The 19189-nt window shown below is 61.9% G+C and carries 18 protein-coding genes and 1 tRNA gene; 6 read left to right on the top strand and 13 right to left on the bottom strand.

Features of this window, described 5'->3' with window-relative positions:
* Positions 1-401: 401 nt before the first annotated feature.
* Genes HMPREF2932_RS06400 through nth form a run of 4 tightly spaced genes read right to left on the bottom strand, consistent with a single transcriptional unit; the run spans position 402 to position 3539 of the window.
* Positions 402-1589, bottom strand: a complete 1188-nt coding sequence (locus HMPREF2932_RS06400) for a MarP family serine protease (protein WP_071409835.1) — start codon at positions 1587-1589, stop codon at positions 402-404.
* A 37-nt stretch (positions 1590-1626) separates the two neighbouring features.
* A complete protein-coding gene (locus HMPREF2932_RS06395) occupies positions 1627-2304 on the bottom strand; it encodes an NUDIX hydrolase (protein WP_071409834.1) in 678 nt (225 codons plus the stop codon).
* Positions 2301-2870, bottom strand: a complete 570-nt coding sequence (locus HMPREF2932_RS06390) for a TlpA family protein disulfide reductase (RefSeq protein WP_046647886.1) — start codon at positions 2868-2870, stop codon at positions 2301-2303. The genes HMPREF2932_RS06395 and HMPREF2932_RS06390 overlap by 4 nt, the downstream gene beginning before the upstream one ends.
* A 9-nt stretch (positions 2871-2879) precedes the next feature.
* Complete coding sequence (gene nth / locus HMPREF2932_RS06385) at positions 2880-3539, bottom strand: endonuclease III (RefSeq protein WP_049157849.1); 660 nt, start codon at positions 3537-3539, stop codon at positions 2880-2882.
* A gap of 300 nt (positions 3540-3839) precedes the next feature.
* Between nth and glxR the strand changes: the two genes are divergently transcribed.
* A complete protein-coding gene (glxR, locus tag HMPREF2932_RS06380) occupies positions 3840-4523 on the top strand; it encodes a CRP-like cAMP-activated global transcriptional regulator GlxR (protein ID WP_046647888.1) in 684 nt (227 codons plus the stop codon).
* A gap of 97 nt (positions 4524-4620) precedes the next feature.
* Here glxR and HMPREF2932_RS06375 read toward each other — a convergent pair whose 3' ends face one another.
* Genes HMPREF2932_RS06375 through HMPREF2932_RS06365 form a run of 4 tightly spaced genes read right to left on the bottom strand, consistent with a single transcriptional unit; the run spans position 4621 to position 6420 of the window.
* Positions 4621-5433 (bottom strand): MBL fold metallo-hydrolase, encoded by an 813-nt coding sequence (locus HMPREF2932_RS06375; RefSeq protein WP_046647889.1) that lies wholly within the window; start codon positions 5431-5433, stop codon positions 4621-4623.
* Positions 5434-5451: 18 nt separating this feature from the next.
* Positions 5452-5910, bottom strand: a complete 459-nt coding sequence (locus HMPREF2932_RS06370) for a RidA family protein (RefSeq protein WP_046647890.1) — start codon at positions 5908-5910, stop codon at positions 5452-5454.
* Entirely contained in the window at positions 5910-6071 is a 162-nt protein-coding gene (locus HMPREF2932_RS13400; protein WP_210397762.1) for a Sp36 family protein, read from the bottom strand. The genes HMPREF2932_RS06370 and HMPREF2932_RS13400 overlap by 1 nt, the downstream gene beginning before the upstream one ends.
* A gap of 13 nt (positions 6072-6084) precedes the next feature.
* The gene (locus HMPREF2932_RS06365; protein ID WP_175974779.1) at positions 6085-6420 is read right to left on the bottom strand and encodes a WhiB family transcriptional regulator; all 336 of its coding nucleotides are present in this window, start codon (positions 6418-6420) and stop codon (positions 6085-6087) included.
* A gap of 177 nt (positions 6421-6597) precedes the next feature.
* On the opposite strand from HMPREF2932_RS06365, the gene HMPREF2932_RS06360 reads away from it, so the two are divergent.
* Entirely contained in the window at positions 6598-9033 is a 2436-nt protein-coding gene (locus HMPREF2932_RS06360) for a transglycosylase domain-containing protein (protein ID WP_049157846.1), read from the top strand.
* Between the two features lie 116 nt (positions 9034-9149).
* Here HMPREF2932_RS06360 and HMPREF2932_RS06355 read toward each other — a convergent pair whose 3' ends face one another.
* Positions 9150-9614 carry a GatB/YqeY domain-containing protein gene (locus HMPREF2932_RS06355; protein WP_049157842.1) on the bottom strand — a complete coding sequence of 155 codons (465 nt, stop codon included), beginning with the start codon at positions 9612-9614 and terminating at the stop codon, positions 9150-9152.
* A gap of 41 nt (positions 9615-9655) precedes the next feature.
* Here HMPREF2932_RS06355 and HMPREF2932_RS06350 point away from each other — a divergent pair, with 41 nt between their 5' ends.
* Both HMPREF2932_RS06350 and HMPREF2932_RS06345 read left to right on the top strand, forming a co-directional pair.
* Positions 9656-10561: a metallophosphoesterase gene (locus HMPREF2932_RS06350; protein ID WP_049157917.1), complete on the top strand. Its 906-nt coding sequence runs from the start codon at positions 9656-9658 to the stop codon at positions 10559-10561.
* Positions 10562-10642: 81 nt separating this feature from the next.
* A tRNA-Pro gene (locus tag HMPREF2932_RS06345) sits at positions 10643-10719 on the top strand.
* A 66-nt stretch (positions 10720-10785) separates the two neighbouring features.
* Here the strand turns inward: HMPREF2932_RS06345 and HMPREF2932_RS06340 are convergent.
* The 3 genes from HMPREF2932_RS06340 to HMPREF2932_RS06330 form a co-directional block, all read right to left on the bottom strand.
* Positions 10786-12291 (bottom strand): DUF5129 domain-containing protein, encoded by a 1506-nt coding sequence (locus HMPREF2932_RS06340; protein WP_049157840.1) that lies wholly within the window; start codon positions 12289-12291, stop codon positions 10786-10788.
* 264 nt (positions 12292-12555) lie between these two features.
* The gene (locus HMPREF2932_RS06335) at positions 12556-14007 is read right to left on the bottom strand and encodes a hypothetical protein (protein WP_071409833.1); all 1452 of its coding nucleotides are present in this window, start codon (positions 14005-14007) and stop codon (positions 12556-12558) included.
* A gap of 137 nt (positions 14008-14144) precedes the next feature.
* A complete protein-coding gene (locus tag HMPREF2932_RS06330; RefSeq protein ID WP_046647896.1) occupies positions 14145-15701 on the bottom strand; it encodes a catalase in 1557 nt (518 codons plus the stop codon).
* Between the two features lie 174 nt (positions 15702-15875).
* Between HMPREF2932_RS06330 and HMPREF2932_RS06325 the strand changes: the two genes are divergently transcribed.
* Together HMPREF2932_RS06325 and HMPREF2932_RS06320 are read left to right on the top strand one after the other, a co-directional pair.
* A complete protein-coding gene (locus tag HMPREF2932_RS06325) occupies positions 15876-16424 on the top strand; it encodes an RNA polymerase sigma factor (RefSeq protein WP_046647897.1) in 549 nt (182 codons plus the stop codon).
* A gap of 279 nt (positions 16425-16703) precedes the next feature.
* Entirely contained in the window at positions 16704-18026 is a 1323-nt protein-coding gene (locus HMPREF2932_RS06320) for a YkvI family membrane protein (protein WP_070444228.1), read from the top strand.
* A 112-nt stretch (positions 18027-18138) separates the two neighbouring features.
* On the opposite strand, the gene HMPREF2932_RS06315 is transcribed toward HMPREF2932_RS06320, so the two are convergent.
* Positions 18139-19176, bottom strand: a complete 1038-nt coding sequence (locus HMPREF2932_RS06315) for an aspartate-semialdehyde dehydrogenase (RefSeq protein ID WP_070821057.1) — start codon at positions 19174-19176, stop codon at positions 18139-18141.
* Positions 19177-19189: the final 13 nt, after the last annotated feature.

Here is a 19189-nt window from a genome sequence, read left to right as displayed (position 1 = left end):
CGGGACCTTCTGCTGCCGCCACCAACGTGCAACCGTTCAAAATCTGCGAATACGAGAATGGATCACAATGCACCGGATGGTATCCAAATCCGGACACATGCCGAGACATCTTCAATAAGCCAGGCGTTACTGATTACCAGCTTCGCGCCTGCCTTGCTTGGAGTGGGCACGGGAGTCGGGGATAGGAACGCATAATGTCCACTTCCATCGTGATAATTCTTTTGGCTGTCCTACTCATCTCCCTCCCCGCAGGAATGATGCACCACCGCATTAACAAACGAACACATAGCCATGATCCCGAAGTTCGTCAGGCTGCTGTGGACTTTCAACGAGACGTCAGCAGAGGGCAAATGGGCTTTTAATTCACTCGCCCGCCCTCGCCGAAGACCTATTCCAGAAACCTATGAGACGCAGGAGCCGGTTGGGGTGGCGTCGACAAGCTGCGTAACGTCACCCACGTGGCCGCGCACCTCGTCCGCGGTGAGTGCATAGCCCGTATCGGAATCCTCCACGGAAGCACCAAACACAACGCCGAGCACCTGGCCCTCCGGGTTGATCATCGGGCCGCCGGAATTGCCCTGCCGGATGCTGCCGCGCACCGTGTAGGCATCGCGCTCCACACGGCCCGTGGAATAGATATCCGGCCCCGCGATGGTGAGGCGATCCCGCACTCGCGCCGGTTCTGCAGTAAAGGGCCCCGACTGCGGGAAGCCCAAGACGATGGCATCATCCCCCGTCACAGCCGCGTGCTCCGCCCACGGTAAAGGTTCCAGGTCCAAGCCCGGGCTATGCAGCACCGCAATGTCCACATCCGAGTTGTAGTAGACCACATCCGCTTCCTTGAGCCCGAGCACGGTATCAAGACGCACCTTATCCGTACCCGCCACAACATGGGCGTTCGTGATGACGTAGTCCGGTTCCGTAACGAAGCCCGAGCCCATCAGACGGCGCGAGCACGCCTCGGCATCACCCAGCACGTGGATAACGGATGGCCGCACGCGTTCCGCGAGCTCAGGATCCCCAATATGCACCGCGGGCGCATCCACCTCAACGCCCGAGCCGGAACGCTCCCAGGGCGAGACCAACGGCGGCAGCCCGGACTCGTTGAGGAGCGCAGCCAAGCCATTCGGCAACGCTGCCAGGCGCGAAGGCGCCACCGCATTCAGCGAGCTCAGCACGCGCGATTCACGCAGCGCCTGCCCCGGCTGACCTCCCAAATTGGAGGCCAGGGGTAAGGACACCAACCAAATCACCACGATGGCCGCCGCAGCTTGGAACACCGCGCCAATCGACGAATCCACGCGCTGCCCCGACCGCGTTCGCATGCGGTCCCGCAACGCCATGCCAAGCGACGTCCCCACCAGCTGCCCCAGCCCCACCAGCAAAATGAGCACGCCGACGGCCAGCAAGAAGCGCACGGCCGCCTGGTCAGTCAGGCCCATCGCCAGCGGGGCCAGCACGGTTCCCAGCACCAGTCCCGCGATGATTCCCACTGCGGCGAGGACCGCTGCCAAAGCGCCCTGCCGCCAGCCCACGCGCACGGCGAGGAGCACGGCAATCACGATCAGAACGTCAACGACTAAGGACACAGAGGGGATACTTTCTTAAGGGCTAAAAGGAGCAGAACTAGCCTATCTTCTCATTATTCAAAGAGCGATCGAGTGAGTCACGCAGATCATGAACCAGATTCTTATCCCATTCCACGCTCCACCCCGCGTGGTCCATGAGCCCGGATAGCACTCCCGCAGTAAATCCCCACACCAGGTATCCGCGTGTCCGAAACGCCGGCCCCTTCCACCGGCTAAAGCCCACCATCAGGCGGTTGGCAGGATCCGCCAGCTCCTGCAGCGGGACGGTAAAGACGTCGTCGGTTTCTTCCGGACTCGCCGGCCACACGGTGCCCGGTTTATGCCAGTATGCCAAGACGGGGCTCACGGTGTTGCCGGTCGCCGGGATATCTAGCTTGCCCCACTGTTCAAGAGGGGTAACGGTGGAGCGGTCGAGGCCGGTTTCTTCTTCGGCTTCGCGCAGGGCGGCGTCGACAAGCGAAGTGTCCTCTTCATCCTTGCGCCCACCAGGAAATGCAATCTGGCCGGAGTGCGAGCGCATCGAGGGCGAGCGGTGCGTAAGCAACACCTCACCGTCTGCGAAGCTTTCGCCCTTCAAGAGCACCAACACTGCCGATTCACGCCGGCGCTTGGCGGCCGGGACATGCCGAATGAGGCGTTCTTGGACCTTGTCTGTATCAACCCCGAGCGCCGGGCGCAGCCACTCCGGGGCGTGAGCAGGAAACAGGCGGCTCACTGAAGAACCTCCTCGACGGCCGCCTCCAATTCTTCGGCGGAGCTAAACGGTTTGATGAACTTCTCTTCCACCTTGCCATCGCGCACCACGAGGGTGATGGGGATGACGCCCGGCAGCCCGAGCTCGCCAGCGAAGGTCCCATCCTCGTCCTGGTAGCTGGGGATGTCGACCTGCAGGTCACTCAAAAGCGCAGCACCGTTGGCGGCGTTCGCATCCGCATGCACGCCGACGACATTCCACGTCGAGTGCGAGCGTGCAAGGTCTTCGAAGAAGGGCAGCTCCGTGCGGCACGGCTCGCACCACCATGCCCACAACGTGACGATCTGAACGTTCTTGGCCGCCGCGGTACCGGCCGCTCCTAAGCAGGGAAGGTCCACCCCAGCAATGGGCCCCTCGGGGCACTTGGGACGCTTGGCTACTTCTTGCTCCTGCGCCTCGGGGACGGGGACCTCCGGCTCATCATCCTCAAGGAGATTCACCACGCCGACGAACGCGAGTGCCGCCAGCGCAACAATGGCTGCGATGCTCACCTTCACGTATCCGGGCCACCGAGAATATTGGCTCATTGCTCCACCTTAACCCCGCGACGGGCACCATGGGGCGAGGACGCAGGCCGTGCACTTCGGCTTCCGGGCGGTGCACACGCGCCGCCCATGGAGGATGAGGCGGTGAGAGAATACGGTTTGTTCCTCTTCGGGCACGCGCTTGGCGACGTCCCTCTCAATCGCCCGCGGCGTCTTCGCCTCGGTCAGACCGAGCCGCTGACTCAGTCGCGTGACGTGGGTATCCACGGTGATTCCCGGCAGCCCAAAGGCATTTCCCCGCACCACCAACGCGGTCTTGCGGCCGACGCCGGGCAGCGAGGTGAGCTCGTCGATGCCGCGTGGTACCTGCCCGTCGAAGTCCGCGACGAGCTTTTCACCGATGCCCAACAGGTGGCCGGCCTTCATGCGCTGAAAGCCGAGTGGGCGGAGAATGCGCTCAAGGTCGGCGCGGTCCGCGGCGGCATAATCCGGCGCGGAGGGGTAGGCTGCGAACAGCTCCGGGGTGACCTGGTTGACGCGGGCATCCGTGCACTGTGCTGAAAGCACTGTCGCTACGAGTAGCTCAAGGGGGTTGGTGAAGTCTAGTTCACAGTCGGCATCGGGATATTCGTCCGCGAGGGCGGTACGAATATGGGCAACACGCGCTTCCTCGGTATCATCGTCATGCTGTGCAAAAAGGTCAGGGGACATAGAAGTAACTCTAGTGACGGAAGTTAGAATGGAAAGCATGATTTCGCTCGTTGTCCTCGTCCCGCTGTGCCTCGCCCTGTTTGCCATTCTCATGGAAAAGCTAGAGGCAACGGCCTTCGAGAATTAAACAGATTAGTAAAGGCATGTGACTATTTTTCCCGTTGGTGGAAATAGTGACTAATTGCACTGTATGATGTTGTGCAGTGCCTCGTGGCGCACTGGAGACTAGGTGCGTCAAAATAGACCAAACCAGCTTGCGTCCAAGTGTTTTCCTCGCTGCGCAGGCTTTAAGGAGTAACAGTGGAAGGCGTACAGGACATCCTCTCCCGCGCTGGCATTTTCCAGGGCGTCGATCCGGTAGCAGTACAAAACCTCATCGAGCAAATGGAAACCGTCCGTTTCCCGCGCGGCACCACCATTTTCGAGGAAGGAGAGCCGGGCGACCGCCTCTACATCATCACCTCGGGAAAGATTAAGCTTGCTCGCCACGCCCCGGATGGCCGTGAGAACCTGCTGACCGTGATGGGTCCGTCCGATATGTTCGGTGAGCTTTCTATCTTCGATCCGGGCCCGCGCACCTCATCCGCTGTGTGCGTCACCGAGGTCACCGCCGCCACGATGAACTCCGAAATGCTCAAGCAGTGGGTGGCCGATCATCCGGCGATTGCGCAGCAGCTGCTGCGCGTGCTGGCCCGCCGTCTGCGTCGCACCAACGCCAACCTGGCGGACCTCATCTTTACCGATGTTCCGGGCCGCGTGGCCAAGACCCTGCTGCAGCTGGCTAACCGCTTCGGCTCGCAAGAGGGCGGTGCACTGCGCGTGAACCACGACCTCACTCAGGAAGAGATCGCCCAGCTCGTCGGCGCGTCCCGCGAGACCGTCAACAAGGCGCTGGCCACCTTCGCCCACCGCGGCTGGATTCGCTTGGAAGGCAAGTCGGTGCTCATCGTCGATACCGAGCACTTGGCTCGCCGCGCGCGCTAGGCCTTAAAGGCCGAGCCAGCATATGCCGCCTCCGGGCGGCTGTGGCCCAATGCAAAATCCCCCGAGAATTTCTCGGGGGATTTTCCTATGCGGTGTTTTAGTTCTGAGCCGCGAGGTACTTCAGCGCAGTGCGCGTGGATTGCTCGGCGGCGTGGCGAAGGACCGGGTCTACGTCGTCGTACATCTCATCGACGAGGGTCTTAACGTCAACATCCTCGCCAAGGCGCCCGCGGACCTCTTTAATCTGATCCAAGCGGTGGTGACGGCGGTCAATGTACTTGCGGGCAACCGCGGAGGTGTCCTCCAAGTCCGGGCCATGCCCCGGGAAGAGTGCTACATCCTTGCCGCGCTCTTCGAGAAGGTCCAGCGTCTTCAGGTAGGCGCCCAAGTCACCATCGGTCTCAGACAGGAGCACGGTGTGACGGCCAGCGATGGTATCACCGGTCAGAATTCCCTCCAGGGTGGAGTGCTTAGCCTCTTCGGACCATACGAAGAAGCAGGTGGAATCCGCAGTGTGGCCAGGGGTATGGACCACCTCGAGTTGCGGGGTGATGCCGTCGACGGTGATCACTTCGCCGTCGACAAGCGCCTCCGCGCCGTTGCAGTAGTTCGGATCGAACGCGCGAATCGGAGCGCCGGTGAGCTGGCGCAGACGCTGAGCGCCCGAGGCGTGATCATCGTGGCGGTGAGTGAGAAGGATCAGTGCTACCTCGCCCGCTTTCGCGGTCACAACGTTGAGATGCCCCTCATCCTCTGGGCCTGGATCGACCACAATGGCGCGGGAATCTTCTCCGGCGCGAATGATCCACGTGTTGGTGCCTTCCAAGGCGGTGTAGCTGGGATTATCGCACAGCACGACACCGACGGACTGGCTCACGGGACGCAATTGGCTATATGCAGGATGCTCCATGGTTCTAACCCTATCCGATTACTCAGCGATTTCTACGATAACTTCGATCTCAACGGGGGAATCCTTCGGAAGGACCGCTACCCCCACTGCAGAACGCGCGTGAACACCGGCATCACCAAAGACCTCCCCGAGGAAGTTCGAGGCACCGTTGATAACCGCGGCCTGATCCGTAAAGGATGGAGCCGAGGCGACGAAGCCGACCACCTTCACCACGCGGGTGACACGGTCGAGGCCCACGAGCCCATCGATGGCAGCCAACGCGTTTAGCGCGGCCGTGCGCGCCAGCTCCTGTGCCTTCTCGAGGTCCACTTCTGCGCCAACCTTACCGGTAGCAGGCAATTCGCCGCCTACGACGGGCAGCTGACCGGAGGTCCATACCTGGTTTCCTACCTGGATGGCCGGGATATAGGACGCGAGAGGGACCGCGACAGAAGGAAGCTCGACGCCGAGTTCTTCCAGGCGTGCGAGGGCGCCCATTAGGACTCCTCCAGAGGGCGCTTGAAATAGGCGACGACACTCTCCGGGTTCATGCCCGGGGTGATAGTGACGAGCTCCCAGCCGTCCTCACCCCAGGAATCGAGGATTTGTTTCGTCGCGTGCGTAAGAACCGGCGCGGTTGCATATTCCCATTTAGTCATGGGCCCAATGCTACTAAATACCGATGAGTTCGCCACCCTCAGCAAGGTAATGCGCCCAGCTGGTGATGTGCGGATTCTTGCGCAGGAGGGCGCGGCGCTGGCGCTCCGTGAGGCCGCCCCACACGCCAAACTCCACGCGGTTATCAAGGGCATCCGCGCGACACTCGTTCAACACTGGGCAGTGACGGCAAATCACCGCAGCCTTACGCTGCTCTGCCCCTCGCACGAACAGTGCATCAGGGTCACCGTTGCGGCACTTGGCTTGGGTAACCCACTCACCACGCTCGGAGGTTAACGAGGCATTCTTTACCATTGCGGACCGTCCTGCACCTTTGACACTGACTGCCATGGCTAGGTAACTCCTTCCAAGTTCCCCCCGTCGTAGTGGAAGATCATGAATAACCCTCAACCCGACGGAATATTATGTACCATTGGTAAGTCTATTCACAGACCGGTATACCTGTCTAACAGGTCACACTTTAGGGGGGTCTCCCGGATCTGCACCTGAACCACTAGTGTGTGGAGGGTGACTGTCATCAAATCCCTGGGAAAGCTCGTCCTGTCCACAGCACTGGTCGGCATCCTCATCGCGCTGGCCATCGCCCCCGTCGCCGGCGTCAGTGGCGTTGCCGTGGCCAGGACGAACGACACGATGCAATCGGACATCCAGGATCTCACCAGCGGGGATACCCCCGGCGTGAGCACCATCTTGGATGCCAAGGGCAACCCCCTTGCCTACATCTACGAACAGCGCCGCCATCCGGTACAGCCGGATGAGATCTCCGACGCTATGAAGCAGGCAGTCGTGGCCATCGAGGACCGCCGCTTCTATGAGCACGAAGGCGTCGATCTGCAGGGCAACGTCCGCGCTTTGTGGACCAACTTGGCCGCGGGCGGCGTCTCCCAGGGCGCGTCCACGCTGGATCAGCAGTACGTGAAGAACTATCTCCTCCTCGTCAATGCCACCACGGATGAAGAACGGCAAGCCGCAACCGAGCAATCCATAGCCCGCAAGCTGCGTGAGATGCGCATGGCGACGGATATCGACGCCAAGCTTTCCAAGGATGAGATCCTCACCAACTATCTCAACCTCGTGCCCTTTGGCAACCACTCCTACGGTATCGAGGCCGCCGCCCGCACCTATTTCGGCTCCGATGCCGCGCACCTCACCGTGCCACAGGCAGCGATGCTCGCCGGCATGGTGCAATCCTCGGAGTATCTCAATCCCTACACCAACGAGGAAGGCGTGCTCGAACGCCGCAATGTGGTGCTCCAAGCTATGGTCGACACCGGCTCCCTGTCCCAGGAGGACGCCGATGCCTATGCCCAAGAACCCCTCGGCGTGTTGGATAGCCCCGCCACGCTGCCCAATGGCTGCATCGGCGCGGGTGATCGCGGTTTCTTCTGCGACTACGTGATGGACTACCTCGCCGATAAGGGCATCGACCGCGAGCATCTAGCACGCGGTGGCCTGACCGTAAAAACCACCCTTGACCCCGACGTCCAGGACCAAGCTCTCAACGCAGTACGCAGCCACACCGCCCCGGATACCGAGGGCGTAGCGGAAGTCATGAACGTGATCAAGCCGGGCACTGATTCCCGCAAGGTCCTCGCCATGGTGTCCTCGCGCACCTACGGGCTCGACCTTGCCAACAACGAAACCCTCCTGCCCCAGCCCAATTCGCTGGTGGGCAACGGCGCCGGCTCCGTGTTCAAACTCTTTACAGCCGCGGCCGCCTTGGAATCGGGCTACGGCATCAAAGACAAACTGGCAGTGCCCAAACGCTACGAGGCGGAAGGGCTAGGCTTCGGCGGCGCTGAGAACTGCCCACCCAACAAGTACTGCGTGGAAAACGCCGGCAGCTACGCCTCCACGATGACCATGCAGGACACTCTCGCCTACTCCCCCAACACCCCCTTCATCCAGCTCACTGAGCAGCTTGGCGTCGAGCGCATCGTCGACATCGCCGTGAAGCTCGGCCTGCGCTCCTACGAGGAGCCCGGCAGCTACGACGGCGAATCCTCCATCGCCGACCACATTAAGGACTCCAACCTGGGCTCCTTCACGCTCGGCCCGACGGCGGTGAACGCGCTCGAGCTTTCCAACGTGGGCGCGACGGTGGCGTCGGAAGGCATGTGGTGCGAGCCGAACCCCATCGAGGAGGTCACGGACTCCCACGGTAACGAGGTGTACCTCAAGCACACCCCGTGCGAACGCGCGGTGGGCAAAGAGGTGGCCAAGGCGCTGGAAAACAACATGACCGCCGATACTGAAAAGGGCACGGCGGCCGATTCTGCGCGTGCTGCGGGCTTCAGCGGCAAGGCCGCCGCCAAGACTGGTACCACGGAGTCCAACCAGTCCTCGGCATTCCTCGGCTTCAACTCTGAGGTTGCTGCCGCGCCGTATATCTACAATGACGGCACCACCACGAGCCCGCTGTGCACCGGGCCCGTGCGCCAGTGCGCCAACGGCAACCTCTTCGGTGGCAAGGAGCCCGCATCAACGTTCTACACCATGGCCGCGCGCGTTCCCGATGCGCTGAAGGGAACGGTGCCGGACTACGACCGCGCTTATGATTCGGGCACGGTATCGCCGCTTATCGACGGGTTGAAGGGCAAGTCCGAAAGCCAAGCCCGCTCCGCTCTAGAGAAGGCTGGCTACGTGGTCAAAACCACCGAGGTGCCCGCGCCCGGCGTGGGCTACGGCAAGGTGGTTCGTGTCATCACCGGTGCATCCGGCACTAAGAAGGGTGCGGAGGTAACGCTGCAGCTTTCCGACGGCTCCGCTGGCGACTCCGCAAGCTCCGGCACCTCCAACTCCAGCTACTACACCCCGTCGGCGCCGAGCGGCAACGGCGGTGGCACGGACAATGGCCAGCCGGCTACTCAGTCCGACCCGCTGTTCTCCCAAGAGGATGTCGACCGCCTGACGAACGACGTGCGGGATTTCTTCGGGCTTTAGCGCAGAGCGCTAAAGCGTAAAAACGGGCTACAGCGTGACAAGGAGCTAGAGCGTGACAAGGAGCTAGAGCGTAAAACGGGCTACAGCGTGGGTGCTAGCGCTCCTGCGCTAACACGCTAGTTGAGGGCGGCCTTGACCGCGGTGGACAGGCGCTTGCCGTCGGCGCGCCCAGCAGCCTTGGCGGTGGCCACCTTCATCACGTTGCCCATCTGCTTGATGGTCACCGGCTCGCCGGAATCCTTCTCAACCTCGGCGATGGATTCAGCGACGAGGGAGTTCAGGGCGTCGTCGTCAAGCTGCTCCGGCTGGTAGGCCTCGAAGAAGGGGACGTCGACAAGCTCTGCCTCCGCCAACTCCGGGCGGCCGTTTTCCGCGTAGACCTCTGCGGACTCGCGGCGCTTTTTAATCTCACGGGCGATGACCTTGAGGATGTCCTCATCGGTGATCTCGTGGCGGGAACCAGAAGTTTCCTCCGCCTGGATGGCAGACAGCAGAGAACGGATGGCGCTCGTACGGGCCTTATCCTTGGCCTTCATCGAGGTCTTGAGGTCAGCACGGATAGTTTCTTTCAACTCACTCATGCCCTTCAATCTACGCCTGCCGGCCAGGTAGTGTGGTGAAGGTGAAGATTTTCCCTGTTCTTGGCGGACTCGCCGCCGCCGGCCTAGGCGTTGCCGCGTGGGCGCACTCAGAACTCACCAAGTTTGAGCTCAAGGAGTACACCCTGCCGCTTCTGGAGCCCAGTACGCTGCGCGAGGAGTCCGAGTTCCGTATCCTGCACGTGTCCGACCTCCACATGATCCCGGGCCAGCGAGCCAAAATCGAGTGGGTCTCAGGCCTCGATGCCCTTGACCCGCACTTGGTGATCAACACCGGTGACAATCTCTCCGACAAGCGCGCTGTCCCCGAGGTACTCCGCGCCCTGGGCCCGTTGCTGAGCCGCCCGGGGATGTTCTGTTTTGGCACCAACGACTACTGGGCGCCGCGTATCCCGAACCCCTTCAACTACCTGATTGGGAAGAAGAACGAACCCTCCTACGTGAACCTGCCTTGGAAGGGCATGCGCGCGGCCTTCGTGGAACACGGCTGGCACGACGCCAACCAGGCCCGCGTGGAGTTCAAGGTAGGCGACGTCCGCCTCGCTGCCGCCGGCGTGGACGACCCACACCACGACTTAGATGACTACTCCGAAATCGCCGGCATCCCGAACGAGGACGCCGACCTTTCCTTGGCACTGCTACATTCCCCGGAACCCCGCGTCCTAGAGAAGTTCGCGGCCGACGGCTACCAGCTGTCCCTGTCCGGGCACACGCACGGCGGCCAGCTCTGCCTGCCTTTCAAGGTGGCGGGTTCGCGCTCCATCGTGACCAACTGCGGCATCGACCGCGTTCGCGCGGAGGGCCTACACCGGTTCGGAGAGATGTACATGCACGTCTCCAACGGGCTGGGTACCTCCAAGTTCGTCCCCTTCCGCGTCTTCTGCCGCCCGTCGGCCACGCTGCTGCGCATCACCGAGAAGGCCGCCTAGGGATACCCCCTCCACGCTGCCGTTTTGTCCTTTCAGGCTGGGGTGCGTTACAGTAATCCGGTACCGCTTAGAGCGAGACACCGGGATATGGCGCAGCTTGGTAGCGCGCTTCGTTCGGGACGAAGAGGTCGCAGGTTCAAATCCTGTTATCCCGACCACTAAACCCGCAGGAAACTGCGGGTTCTTTTCGTTTTCACCGGGCGGCGGGCAGGGCGCCCGCCCTCCTAGAAGCTGGAGGAACCACCCGAGCCGGAAAAGCCCGAGCTAAACCCGCTGTTGACGCCGCCGCTGCTGCCGGAAGAGCTTTCGCGGGCGGCAGTCGCGTCGCTGTCCCAGGTGCTCACAACATAGAAGGGCACGTAGCCGTGGTAGCCAGAGCCAGCGAAGAAGTTGGAGTCATAGATATGCGTGCGCTCGGGGCGCTCCTCGGCCTCATTGCGCTTCTGCAGCTGTGCCTGCAGGTGCTCCGAGAGCAGCGCAGAGCGGTCCAAGAGCTCCAAGTAGCGTTCCATGAACTGCGGATGATTCGGTTCCTGGGACAAAGCAACGGCGGCACCTTCCAGCTCCTTGGCGTGACGCTCCAGAGACGAGTCGATATCCGCCGCTAGGTAACCCGCCTGGGCTAGGTCTTTACCCAACTCGTAGAGCTCGAAGCGGCGGGCGTCGGCATCAGCGTCTTCGATTCGGTGCAGCTTGTCGATGTTGGCCTCGGCGGTTTCCACGCGCTCACACAGTTCGCGCGCGTGAGCGATGGGTTCGGCATGCGAGCGGAACTGGTCATCCGGCGCGTCAGCCGGTATCGACATCAGCGAGCCCACCTGGGAGTCGATAGCGAGGAAGTCATCACGCAGGCCCTCCCAGTCCTCGCGCAAACGCTCATCCACGAGGCCGGATTGCAGCGAGTGCGCCCGGATATCGATCTCCCGCAGGCGCTGCGCCACATCGGTATAGGTCTGCGACACATAATCCCAATCCTCGCGCGCCTGCTGCGCGTTCTTCTGACGGCTGCGGCGAGTACCGCCAACGATGCCTGCGCCCGCGCCACCAACGCTCAGGCCCGCTACCCCCAGACCAATGGCCGCCCCGATGCGCCCTTCTTTCGCGCCCTCATACTGGGTATCCGCAGCGCGGTCCACGTCGATCGCAGCCGCCGCACCCGCAAAGAGACCAGCAGGAATGTTGTCATCCCGCACGCCCGGCTTAATGGCTTCGATGGACTGCTCGAGATGGCTATCTTTCTTGCGCAGCTTCATCTGTTCGGCCACGTCCTCACCCGCGAAGACGAAGGCCTGGCGCGGATCGAGGCCGACGCCGACGAAGACTTGGCCATCGGCAAACTTATCCTTGCCGATAAGCTCCGGGTGATTGTCACGCAAATACTCCTCCACGGAGTCGTTGACGTTTTCTTTGTTCTTGGCAAAGACCATGTAGTGCAGCTCCTGCACCACGTCGGGGGCGGCGATCCGGGAGACGTCGCCAAGCATGCGCTCTTCCTCCTCCGGAGTGAGCACATCGTCGGGGTCCATGATGTCGGCCTGCACCTCGCGCTGCGCGGGCTGCATGAGAAAATCGGCACGCTCCGGCTCATCAAACACCGCCAAGCTCGCGCCCGCACCAATACCTCCGAGCAGCAGACCACCCGCCACTGCTGCACCGACGATGGCGCCGACCGACGTTATTTTGGGACCACGGCTGGCGGCAAAAGGTTTGATATCGCGAGAGTCGGTCACGGTGATTCTCCAATTCTTCAGCGTTCAGTGCCGCCAATTTTACCCCCGAAAATTGGAAACGACGCGGTGCCCCTACAGCAGCCGCGTCGCCCCTATTCCCTATCACTCACAACGGATTGGAGAAACCGTTTGCCTACCCCCTAAGTAGGCTTTGTGAGCGATTCTCACTCTAGCACTATTTCCCCTCGCAACGGTAGATAAATCTTCAAAAACTCTGTAACGCTTCTACCAGCTCAGTCGATGCTTCACACGCAGGCCTTTGAGCTAGGCTTTTCCATTTTCTTCGTGCCTAGCGGGTGCCCCCACGAGGCCGAATGCCGCGATGGAAATTACCCCCAAAATAGCCAGCGCGGTCCACAGCTGTGGGGACTGTCCCCCATTGCCTGCCACGGTGATGGCGGAGGTTGCCCACTGCATGGGAAAGAGGTGCACAAGCGCACTCATCGCGGCGTTGAGGTCGGTTCCCGTCGAGGCCGCTTTCCACGCCCATCCCACGACGCCCACCTGGGCTACGCCGAGCACGCTGCCCAGGCCCCAACCAGCGAGCCCCAGTCCGCGCACGAGTGCGTACACAATGCTTGCCGACGCCACCCCGGCCCCCGCCGCCGCGAGCCCCGCCCACGCCACGGCCGCGGCGGTTCCGCCAGTCGCCAGGAGTGCTACGAGCAGCCCTACCACGACGCCGATCAGCACCGCACCGCCCAGCAATGCCAGGATACGGCGCTCCACTCGCGTCAGCAGCGCTCCGATAACCCCGCCGCCCAAGACGGCGATAGCCGCGAGGAGCATGGCCACGATGGGGCTGAGCAGCTGGGCAGGCGCGTTATCGCCCTCAGCTGGTCCAGCTACGGTGGGCAAGGCACGCTGCGCACCCTGCACCTTGGACCGGTTCTGCTGAGCCATGCCGTCTACCTTCTCTGCGCCGGCAACGAGCTTGTCCACACCTTGCAAGGCCTCATCGACCTTGGAGTTGAGCTCGCCAATACCGGCATTGAGCTGCTTTGCGCCCTCCGTGGCTTGATAGACGCCATCGTGGTAGGCGTAGCCGCTCACGGCCAGCTGGTTGGAGAGCTCGCGCGAGCCATCCTTCAGCTGCGTCAGTTGATCCTGAATGGACTGGTCAAACTGGAAGTTCTCCACTTGGCTGCGCAGATCACCGAGCTGCGAGCGGATATTCTTCGCCTCCGCCGAGTGGTTTCCTTCCAAGTCCTTGAGGGTGCCATCGATGGCCTGCAGGATCTGTCCGCGGACCACGCCTAGGCCGATGACTTGGTCGACGGCGCCGCCGACGCCGTCGGCCAGCTCGGTAGCACCGTTGCCCAGCTGGGCGGTGCCGGATTGCAGCTGGACGAGGCCGTCGTATAGCTCCTGCGAGCCGCCGGCCAGTTTGTCCACTCCGCCGCCCAGTTCACCGGCGCCATCCTTCAGCTCACCGGTGCCGTCAGCAAGCTGCTGCGCACCGCTCGCCAGGAATCCCGCCTGGGCGTTGGCTTCGCTGAGGGCACGGGCGACGTCGTAAAGCTCAGCGGGATCGATGGTGCCATCGCTGGGCGCACCCGCCTGCTCCTGGGACCAGGCTTCGGCTGGCTGCCACTCGGACACGGTGGCAACGACCGCGCCGATAACGAGCGGCACGATGAGCACGAGGGCGAGAAGGAGTGCGCGGGTGCCAACCTTCCGGTTAGCGTCAGCAGGAGTAGCTAGGCGTGAGGTCATGTAAAAGAAACTATCGCCCACGCTGGGCAAAAGCGGTCAGGCGCGCGGAAAAGCCCCGTCCGGAATGAACCCGGCGGGGCTTCTAAGGTGACGGATTAACTCATGTGGGTGACGGATTAACGCCCCTGCGTTAATCCCTACTTCTTCTCAGCGAAGAGCTCGCGCACGCGCTTGCCCAGCTGCGGGGAGACGGCATCCCAGTAGGCGTAGACGCGCTCCTCGGTCTCCGGGGACACACCGGCCATAGCGTTGGTGATGTTGTCCGCCAGGCGCTCCTTGGCGTCGTCATCGTAGACGTTCTCGTACAGGTCGGTGGCCTGGACGGTGTCATTGTCCTCAGCGTGGTGGATATAAGGCGCACGCACCAGGTCGATGCCTGCCGGGTCCGGGTTCACGTAGAGATCCGGAGCGGTGGTGGTCTCCTGCTCCTTGAAGCGCAGGTTCTCATCGCCATCCAGGTAGCCGCCGCCCTTAGCGTGACGGTTCGGGGAGTAGACCGGATCCTCCGGGGCGTTGAACAGGTACTGCATCGGCCCCTCGTGCTCGTAGGTGTTGACCTGGTTGAGCGGCTGGTTCACCGGCAGCTGCTTGTAGTTCGGTCCGATTCGGTAGCGCTGCTGGTCGGAGTACGCGAAGACGCGTGCCTGCAGCATCTTGTCCGGAGACAGCCCAATGCCCGGGACAATGTTGGACGGATCCAGGGCAACCTGCTCAATCTGCGCGAAGAAGTTGCGCGGGTTGCGGTTGAGCACGAAGTATCCGACATCGACCAGCGGGTAATCCTTCTTGGACCAGGTCTTGGTGAGATCGAAGGGGTTGAAGCGGTACTCTTCAGCCTCCGCCACCGGCATGATCTGAACCTTGACGTCCCAGACCGGGAAGTTGCCTTCCTCGATGGCGTTGTAAAGGTCCTCGCGGTGGTAGTCCGCATTCTTGCCGGCCATCTCCGTGGCTTCCGCGTCGGTGAAGTTCTCCACGCCCTGGCGGGTCTTGAAGTGGTACTTCACCCAGAAGGCATCGCCGGACTCGTTGACCCACTGGAAGGTGTGGGAGCCGTAGCCGTTCTGGTGGCGGGTGGTCTTCGGGGTACCGCGGTCACCCATAAGGTAAGTCACCTGGTGGGTGGTCTCCGGGTTGCGGGTCCAGAAATCCCACTGCATGTCAGCATCACGCAGGCCGTTGGCACCCAGACGCTTCTGGGAGTGGATAAAGTCCGGGAACTTAATGCCGTCACGAATGAAGAAGACCGGGGTGTTATTACCCACGATGTCGTAGTTGCCGTCCTCGGTGTAGAAGCGCAGCGCGAAGCCGTGGACGTCACGCCAGGTATCCGGGGAGCCCTGCTCACCGGCGACGGTAGAGAAACGGCCCATCATCGGGGTCACGGTGCCCTTCTGGAAGAGCTTGGCCTTGGTGTAAGCAGAGACGTCCTCGGTAACGTGCAGCTCACCAAAGGCGCCGTGGCCCTTAGCGTGCGGGGTGCGCTCCGGCACGCGCTCGCGGTTGAAGTGCGCCAGCTTCTCAATGAGGTGGATGTCATTGAGCACTACCGGGCCGTTCTGGCCAACGGTGATGCTGGTGTTTTCAGTAGCAATTGGCTGACCGGAGGGGCGGGTTGTGTTCGGGCCGCCCGGGGCGCGCTGGCCCTTGTCGAGAACCTTGTCTGCCGCGGACTCATTCGAAGCGTTAGTCATGGGGTTAATGCCTCCTAGATCGGTTGATAATTTGCTTTACATTATCAATCACGGACCTTTCATAGCCTACCCATAAAAAATGACCTGCGCAACAGTTTTTGGCGTTGCCAGAGTTCACGGCCTTAAGCCCGAGGCACCCAAGTCCTGCCTCCCCCGACTGGTAAGTTATGGGAGGTGAAACGACACTCCGAGCGCGACGATGCGCGCGTCACCGACCTCGCCCTCAAGGCAGGCCGTGGCGATCGCGCAGCCCTCACGGAGTTCATTAAGTCCACCCAAGATGATGTCTGGCGCCTGCTCGCCCACCTCGGCGGCCCGGACATCGCGGATGACCTCACCCAAGAGACCTACCTGCGCGTCATCGGCGCACTCCCCCGCTTCGCCGCCCGCTCCTCAGCGCGCACGTGGCTGCTCTCTCTTGCCCGCCGCGTGTGGGTGGACAACATCCGCCACGATATGGCCCGCCCGCGCAAGTCCGCCACCGAGTACGAGGACGCCGCTGCCCTCGCAGCAACTCCCGAAAACGCCGGAACGTGGAGCGAGTGGATCGACGCTCGCGCGCTTATCGACGCCCTCCCAGAAGACCGCCGCGAAGCCCTCATCCTGACTCAAGTGCTGGGCTATACCTACGAGGAGGCCGCGAAGATCGCCGGGGTTCGTGTTGGCACTATCCGCTCCCGCGTGGCCCGGGCCCGCAAGGACTTAATCAACCAACGCGGCTAATCGTTATCGAGCCGTTACAAATCGGCTTGGCCGGCCATAGAACCTGCATCTACATGCGCCAAACGGCAAATTCTGACACCCCCGGCCACTGCCTATCCTTAAGGAAACCTCAGCCCCAGCTGGAAAACACCGATAGACGGCGCCTAATCTTTTCCGAGGCACACGTGATAAATCGATAGTCGAACCGGGCCCGCGAGGCTTTCCCAATTGCCCGCACCACACCTTGGGTAGTGATGGCATTCCCCCGGCGCGTGTGAGATTGAGAGACATCTTTACTTTATGTGGAAACGCGCAGTGGCCATCTCTATGGCCTTCATCGGCGTCGTCGTCGGCGCCGGCTTTGCATCGGGCCAGGAAGCAGTCCAGTACTTCGTGGCCTTCGGAAACAAGGGCCTGTGGGGCGTTGTGCTTGCTGCCGCCCTCATGATCATTACCGGCGTGTCGATTCTGCAGCTCGGATCCTACTTCCAGGCTGACGAACACACGGCTGTCTACGACAGGATCACTGGTCCCATCGTCTCCCGAATTTTGGACTGGGGAACCTTGGCCACGCTGTTCTCCATTGGCTTCGTCATGTTCGCCGGTGGTGGCTCCACTATCAGCCAGCAATTCGAGGGCGTGCCCATCTGGGTGGGCGGCGCCGTCATGCTCGTGCTCGTCCTGCTGGTGGGTCTCCTTGACGTGGATAAAGTCAGTTCTGTTATCGGCGCGATTACGCCTTTCATCATTTTCTTCGTGGTCCTGGCCACCGGCTACACCATCATCGTGACCGACGTGGATTGGTCCTGGGCCAATGACTATGCCATCAACAACGTGGAGAGTCCCCTCAACAACTGGTGGCTGGCAGCGCTGAACTACACCGGCCTCAACGTTATGTGTGCGGTGTCGATGTCCATCGTCATCGGCGGCAACATCCTGGATAACCGCGCTGTAGGCATCGGCGGCCTCATCGGTGGCTTCTTCTACCTGCTCCTGCTCGCTCTCCTCGTGGTCTCTCTCTACATGGTGGCCCCGGACGTTCACGAGCAGGACCTGCCGGTACTCTCGCTGATCAATAACGTGAACCCAATCCTGGGTTACTTCATGACGTTCATCATCTATGGCATGGTCTTCAACACCGCCATCGGCATGTTCTACGCCATGGGCAAGCGCCTCACCCGTAAGAAGCCGAAGCTCTTCTACCCTGTCTACGCAGGCGCCTGTGTCGTCGGCTTCATCCTCTCTTTCATCGGCTTCAAGCAGCTGGTCTCCAGTGTCTACCCGATTCTGGGCTGGATCGGCCTGCTCATGATTGCCGTCATGGTCATCACGTGGATTACCCAACGTGACAAGATCACCTCCGAGTCTGACCGCCGCGTGCGCGCCCGCACCCTGGTCAAGCGCCGCCTGGACCCGCGCGAGCACTTCACCAAGAAGAACGAGCGCGAGCTGCGCAAGCTGGCAGCGGCCTCCAACATGGAAACTGAAGAGTTCGTCTCGACCGTTGCCGATGAGATCCACGAGGAGCTCGAGGCCGACGATGAGATTGAATACGACCGCGAGGACCCGGATCCCTCCGTGACCTTCGTGGAGCACACGAAGCCCGAGGTGCCGAAGGACTAGCCCTTCCGCACACCCCCTTTCCCATTACTCACAAAAAGTCCGCCCCCAGATATCACTCTGGGGGCGGACTTTTCTTATTTATGCGGGTTCTAAAACTCGCTGCAGCTTTGCTTTAGACCAGCAGCTCCGCAATCTGAATGGTGTTGAGCGCGGCGCCCTTGCGCAGGTTATCGCCGGAGACTACGAAGACAAGGCCCTTGTTGTCCTCGACCGTCTGGTCTTGGCGGATGCGACCGACCAAGGAGAGGTCGATGCCGGCTGCCGCCAGCGGGGTCGGCACATCGACGACCTTGACGCCCGGTGCGGACGACAGTACCTCGCGGGCCTGTTCCGGGGTAATCGGCTTCTCAAACTCCGCGTGCACCACCATGGTGTGGCCGGTGAACACCGGGATGCGCACGCACGTACCGGAGACCTTGAGCTCCGGGATACCCAGGATCTTGCGGGACTCGTTGCGCAGCTTTTGCTCCTCGTCGGTTTCTTCCGTGCCATCATCGACGAGGTTGCCGGCCAGCGGCAGCGCGTTGTACGCAATCGGGGCGACGTAGGGGCCCAGATCCTCCTCGGAGACCTCGAGCGCCGAGCCATCGTGGACGAGCTCAACGTTGCGGTCGCCGATGGACGCTACTTGCTTAACCAGGGTTTCCACGCCTGCCAGGCCTGAGCCGGAAACGGCCTGGTAGGAGGCGACGCGCATGGTGGTGAGACCGGCGGCGTCGTGAAGCGCCTTCGTGACCGGCATGATCGCCATGGTCGTGCAGTTCGGGTTCGCGATGATGCCCTTCGGGGTGTTGCTCTTCTCCTCCGGGTTTACCTCCGAGACGATGAGCGGCACGTCCGGGTCCTTGCGCCATGCAGAGGAGTTATCCACCACGATGGCGCCGGCCTCGGCGAAGAGCGGCGCATACTGCTTGGAGGTGGAACCGCCGGCGGAGAAGACGGCGACGTCGATCCCAGCGAGGCTTTCTACGGTCTGCTCTGCCAGGTCTTCCACGACGATCTTCTCCTCGCGGAAGGTGAGCTCCTGGCCCGCCGAGCGCGCAGAGGCGAAGAAACGGACCGTCTCGGCCGGGAAGTTGCGCTCCTCCAAGAGGGTGCGCATCACGCGGCCGACCTGGCCGGTGGCGCCTACTACTGCAACAGTGGTCATGACCTTTACTCCT

It is taken from the genome of Corynebacterium sp. HMSC074H12, assembly GCF_001813755.1.
In the GTDB taxonomy this organism is placed as follows: Bacteria; Actinomycetota; Actinomycetes; order Mycobacteriales; family Mycobacteriaceae; genus Corynebacterium; species Corynebacterium hiratae.
Note: the sequence above shows the minus strand (reverse complement) of the source record. Positions and strands in the feature narration are given on the sequence as shown.

Coding starts and splice junctions, on each gene's coding strand:
- HMPREF2932_RS06390 (WP_046647886.1), bottom strand. CDS start 2,870: ATGAGCCAATATTCTCGGTGGCCCGGATACGTGAAGGTGAGCATCGCA.
- nth (WP_049157849.1), bottom strand. CDS start 3,539: ATGTCCCCTGACCTTTTTGCACAGCATGACGATGATACCGAGGAAGCG.
- HMPREF2932_RS06375 (WP_046647889.1), bottom strand. CDS start 5,433: ATGGAGCATCCTGCATATAGCCAATTGCGTCCCGTGAGCCAGTCCGTC.
- HMPREF2932_RS06370 (WP_046647890.1), bottom strand. CDS start 5,910: ATGGGCGCCCTCGCACGCCTGGAAGAACTCGGCGTCGAGCTTCCTTCT.
- HMPREF2932_RS13400 (WP_210397762.1), bottom strand. CDS start 6,071: ATGACTAAATGGGAATATGCAACCGCGCCGGTTCTTACGCACGCGACG.
- HMPREF2932_RS06365 (WP_175974779.1), bottom strand. CDS start 6,420: ATGGCAGTCAGTGTCAAAGGTGCAGGACGGTCCGCAATGGTAAAGAAT.
- HMPREF2932_RS06355 (WP_049157842.1), bottom strand. CDS start 9,614: ATGAGTGAGTTGAAAGAAACTATCCGTGCTGACCTCAAGACCTCGATG.
- HMPREF2932_RS06335 (WP_071409833.1), bottom strand. CDS start 14,007: ATGACCTCACGCCTAGCTACTCCTGCTGACGCTAACCGGAAGGTTGGC.
- HMPREF2932_RS06330 (WP_046647896.1), bottom strand. CDS start 15,701: ATGACTAACGCTTCGAATGAGTCCGCGGCAGACAAGGTTCTCGACAAG.
- HMPREF2932_RS06320 (WP_070444228.1), top strand. CDS start 16,704: ATGTGGAAACGCGCAGTGGCCATCTCTATGGCCTTCATCGGCGTCGTC.
- HMPREF2932_RS06315 (WP_070821057.1), bottom strand. CDS start 19,176: ATGACCACTGTTGCAGTAGTAGGCGCCACCGGCCAGGTCGGCCGCGTG.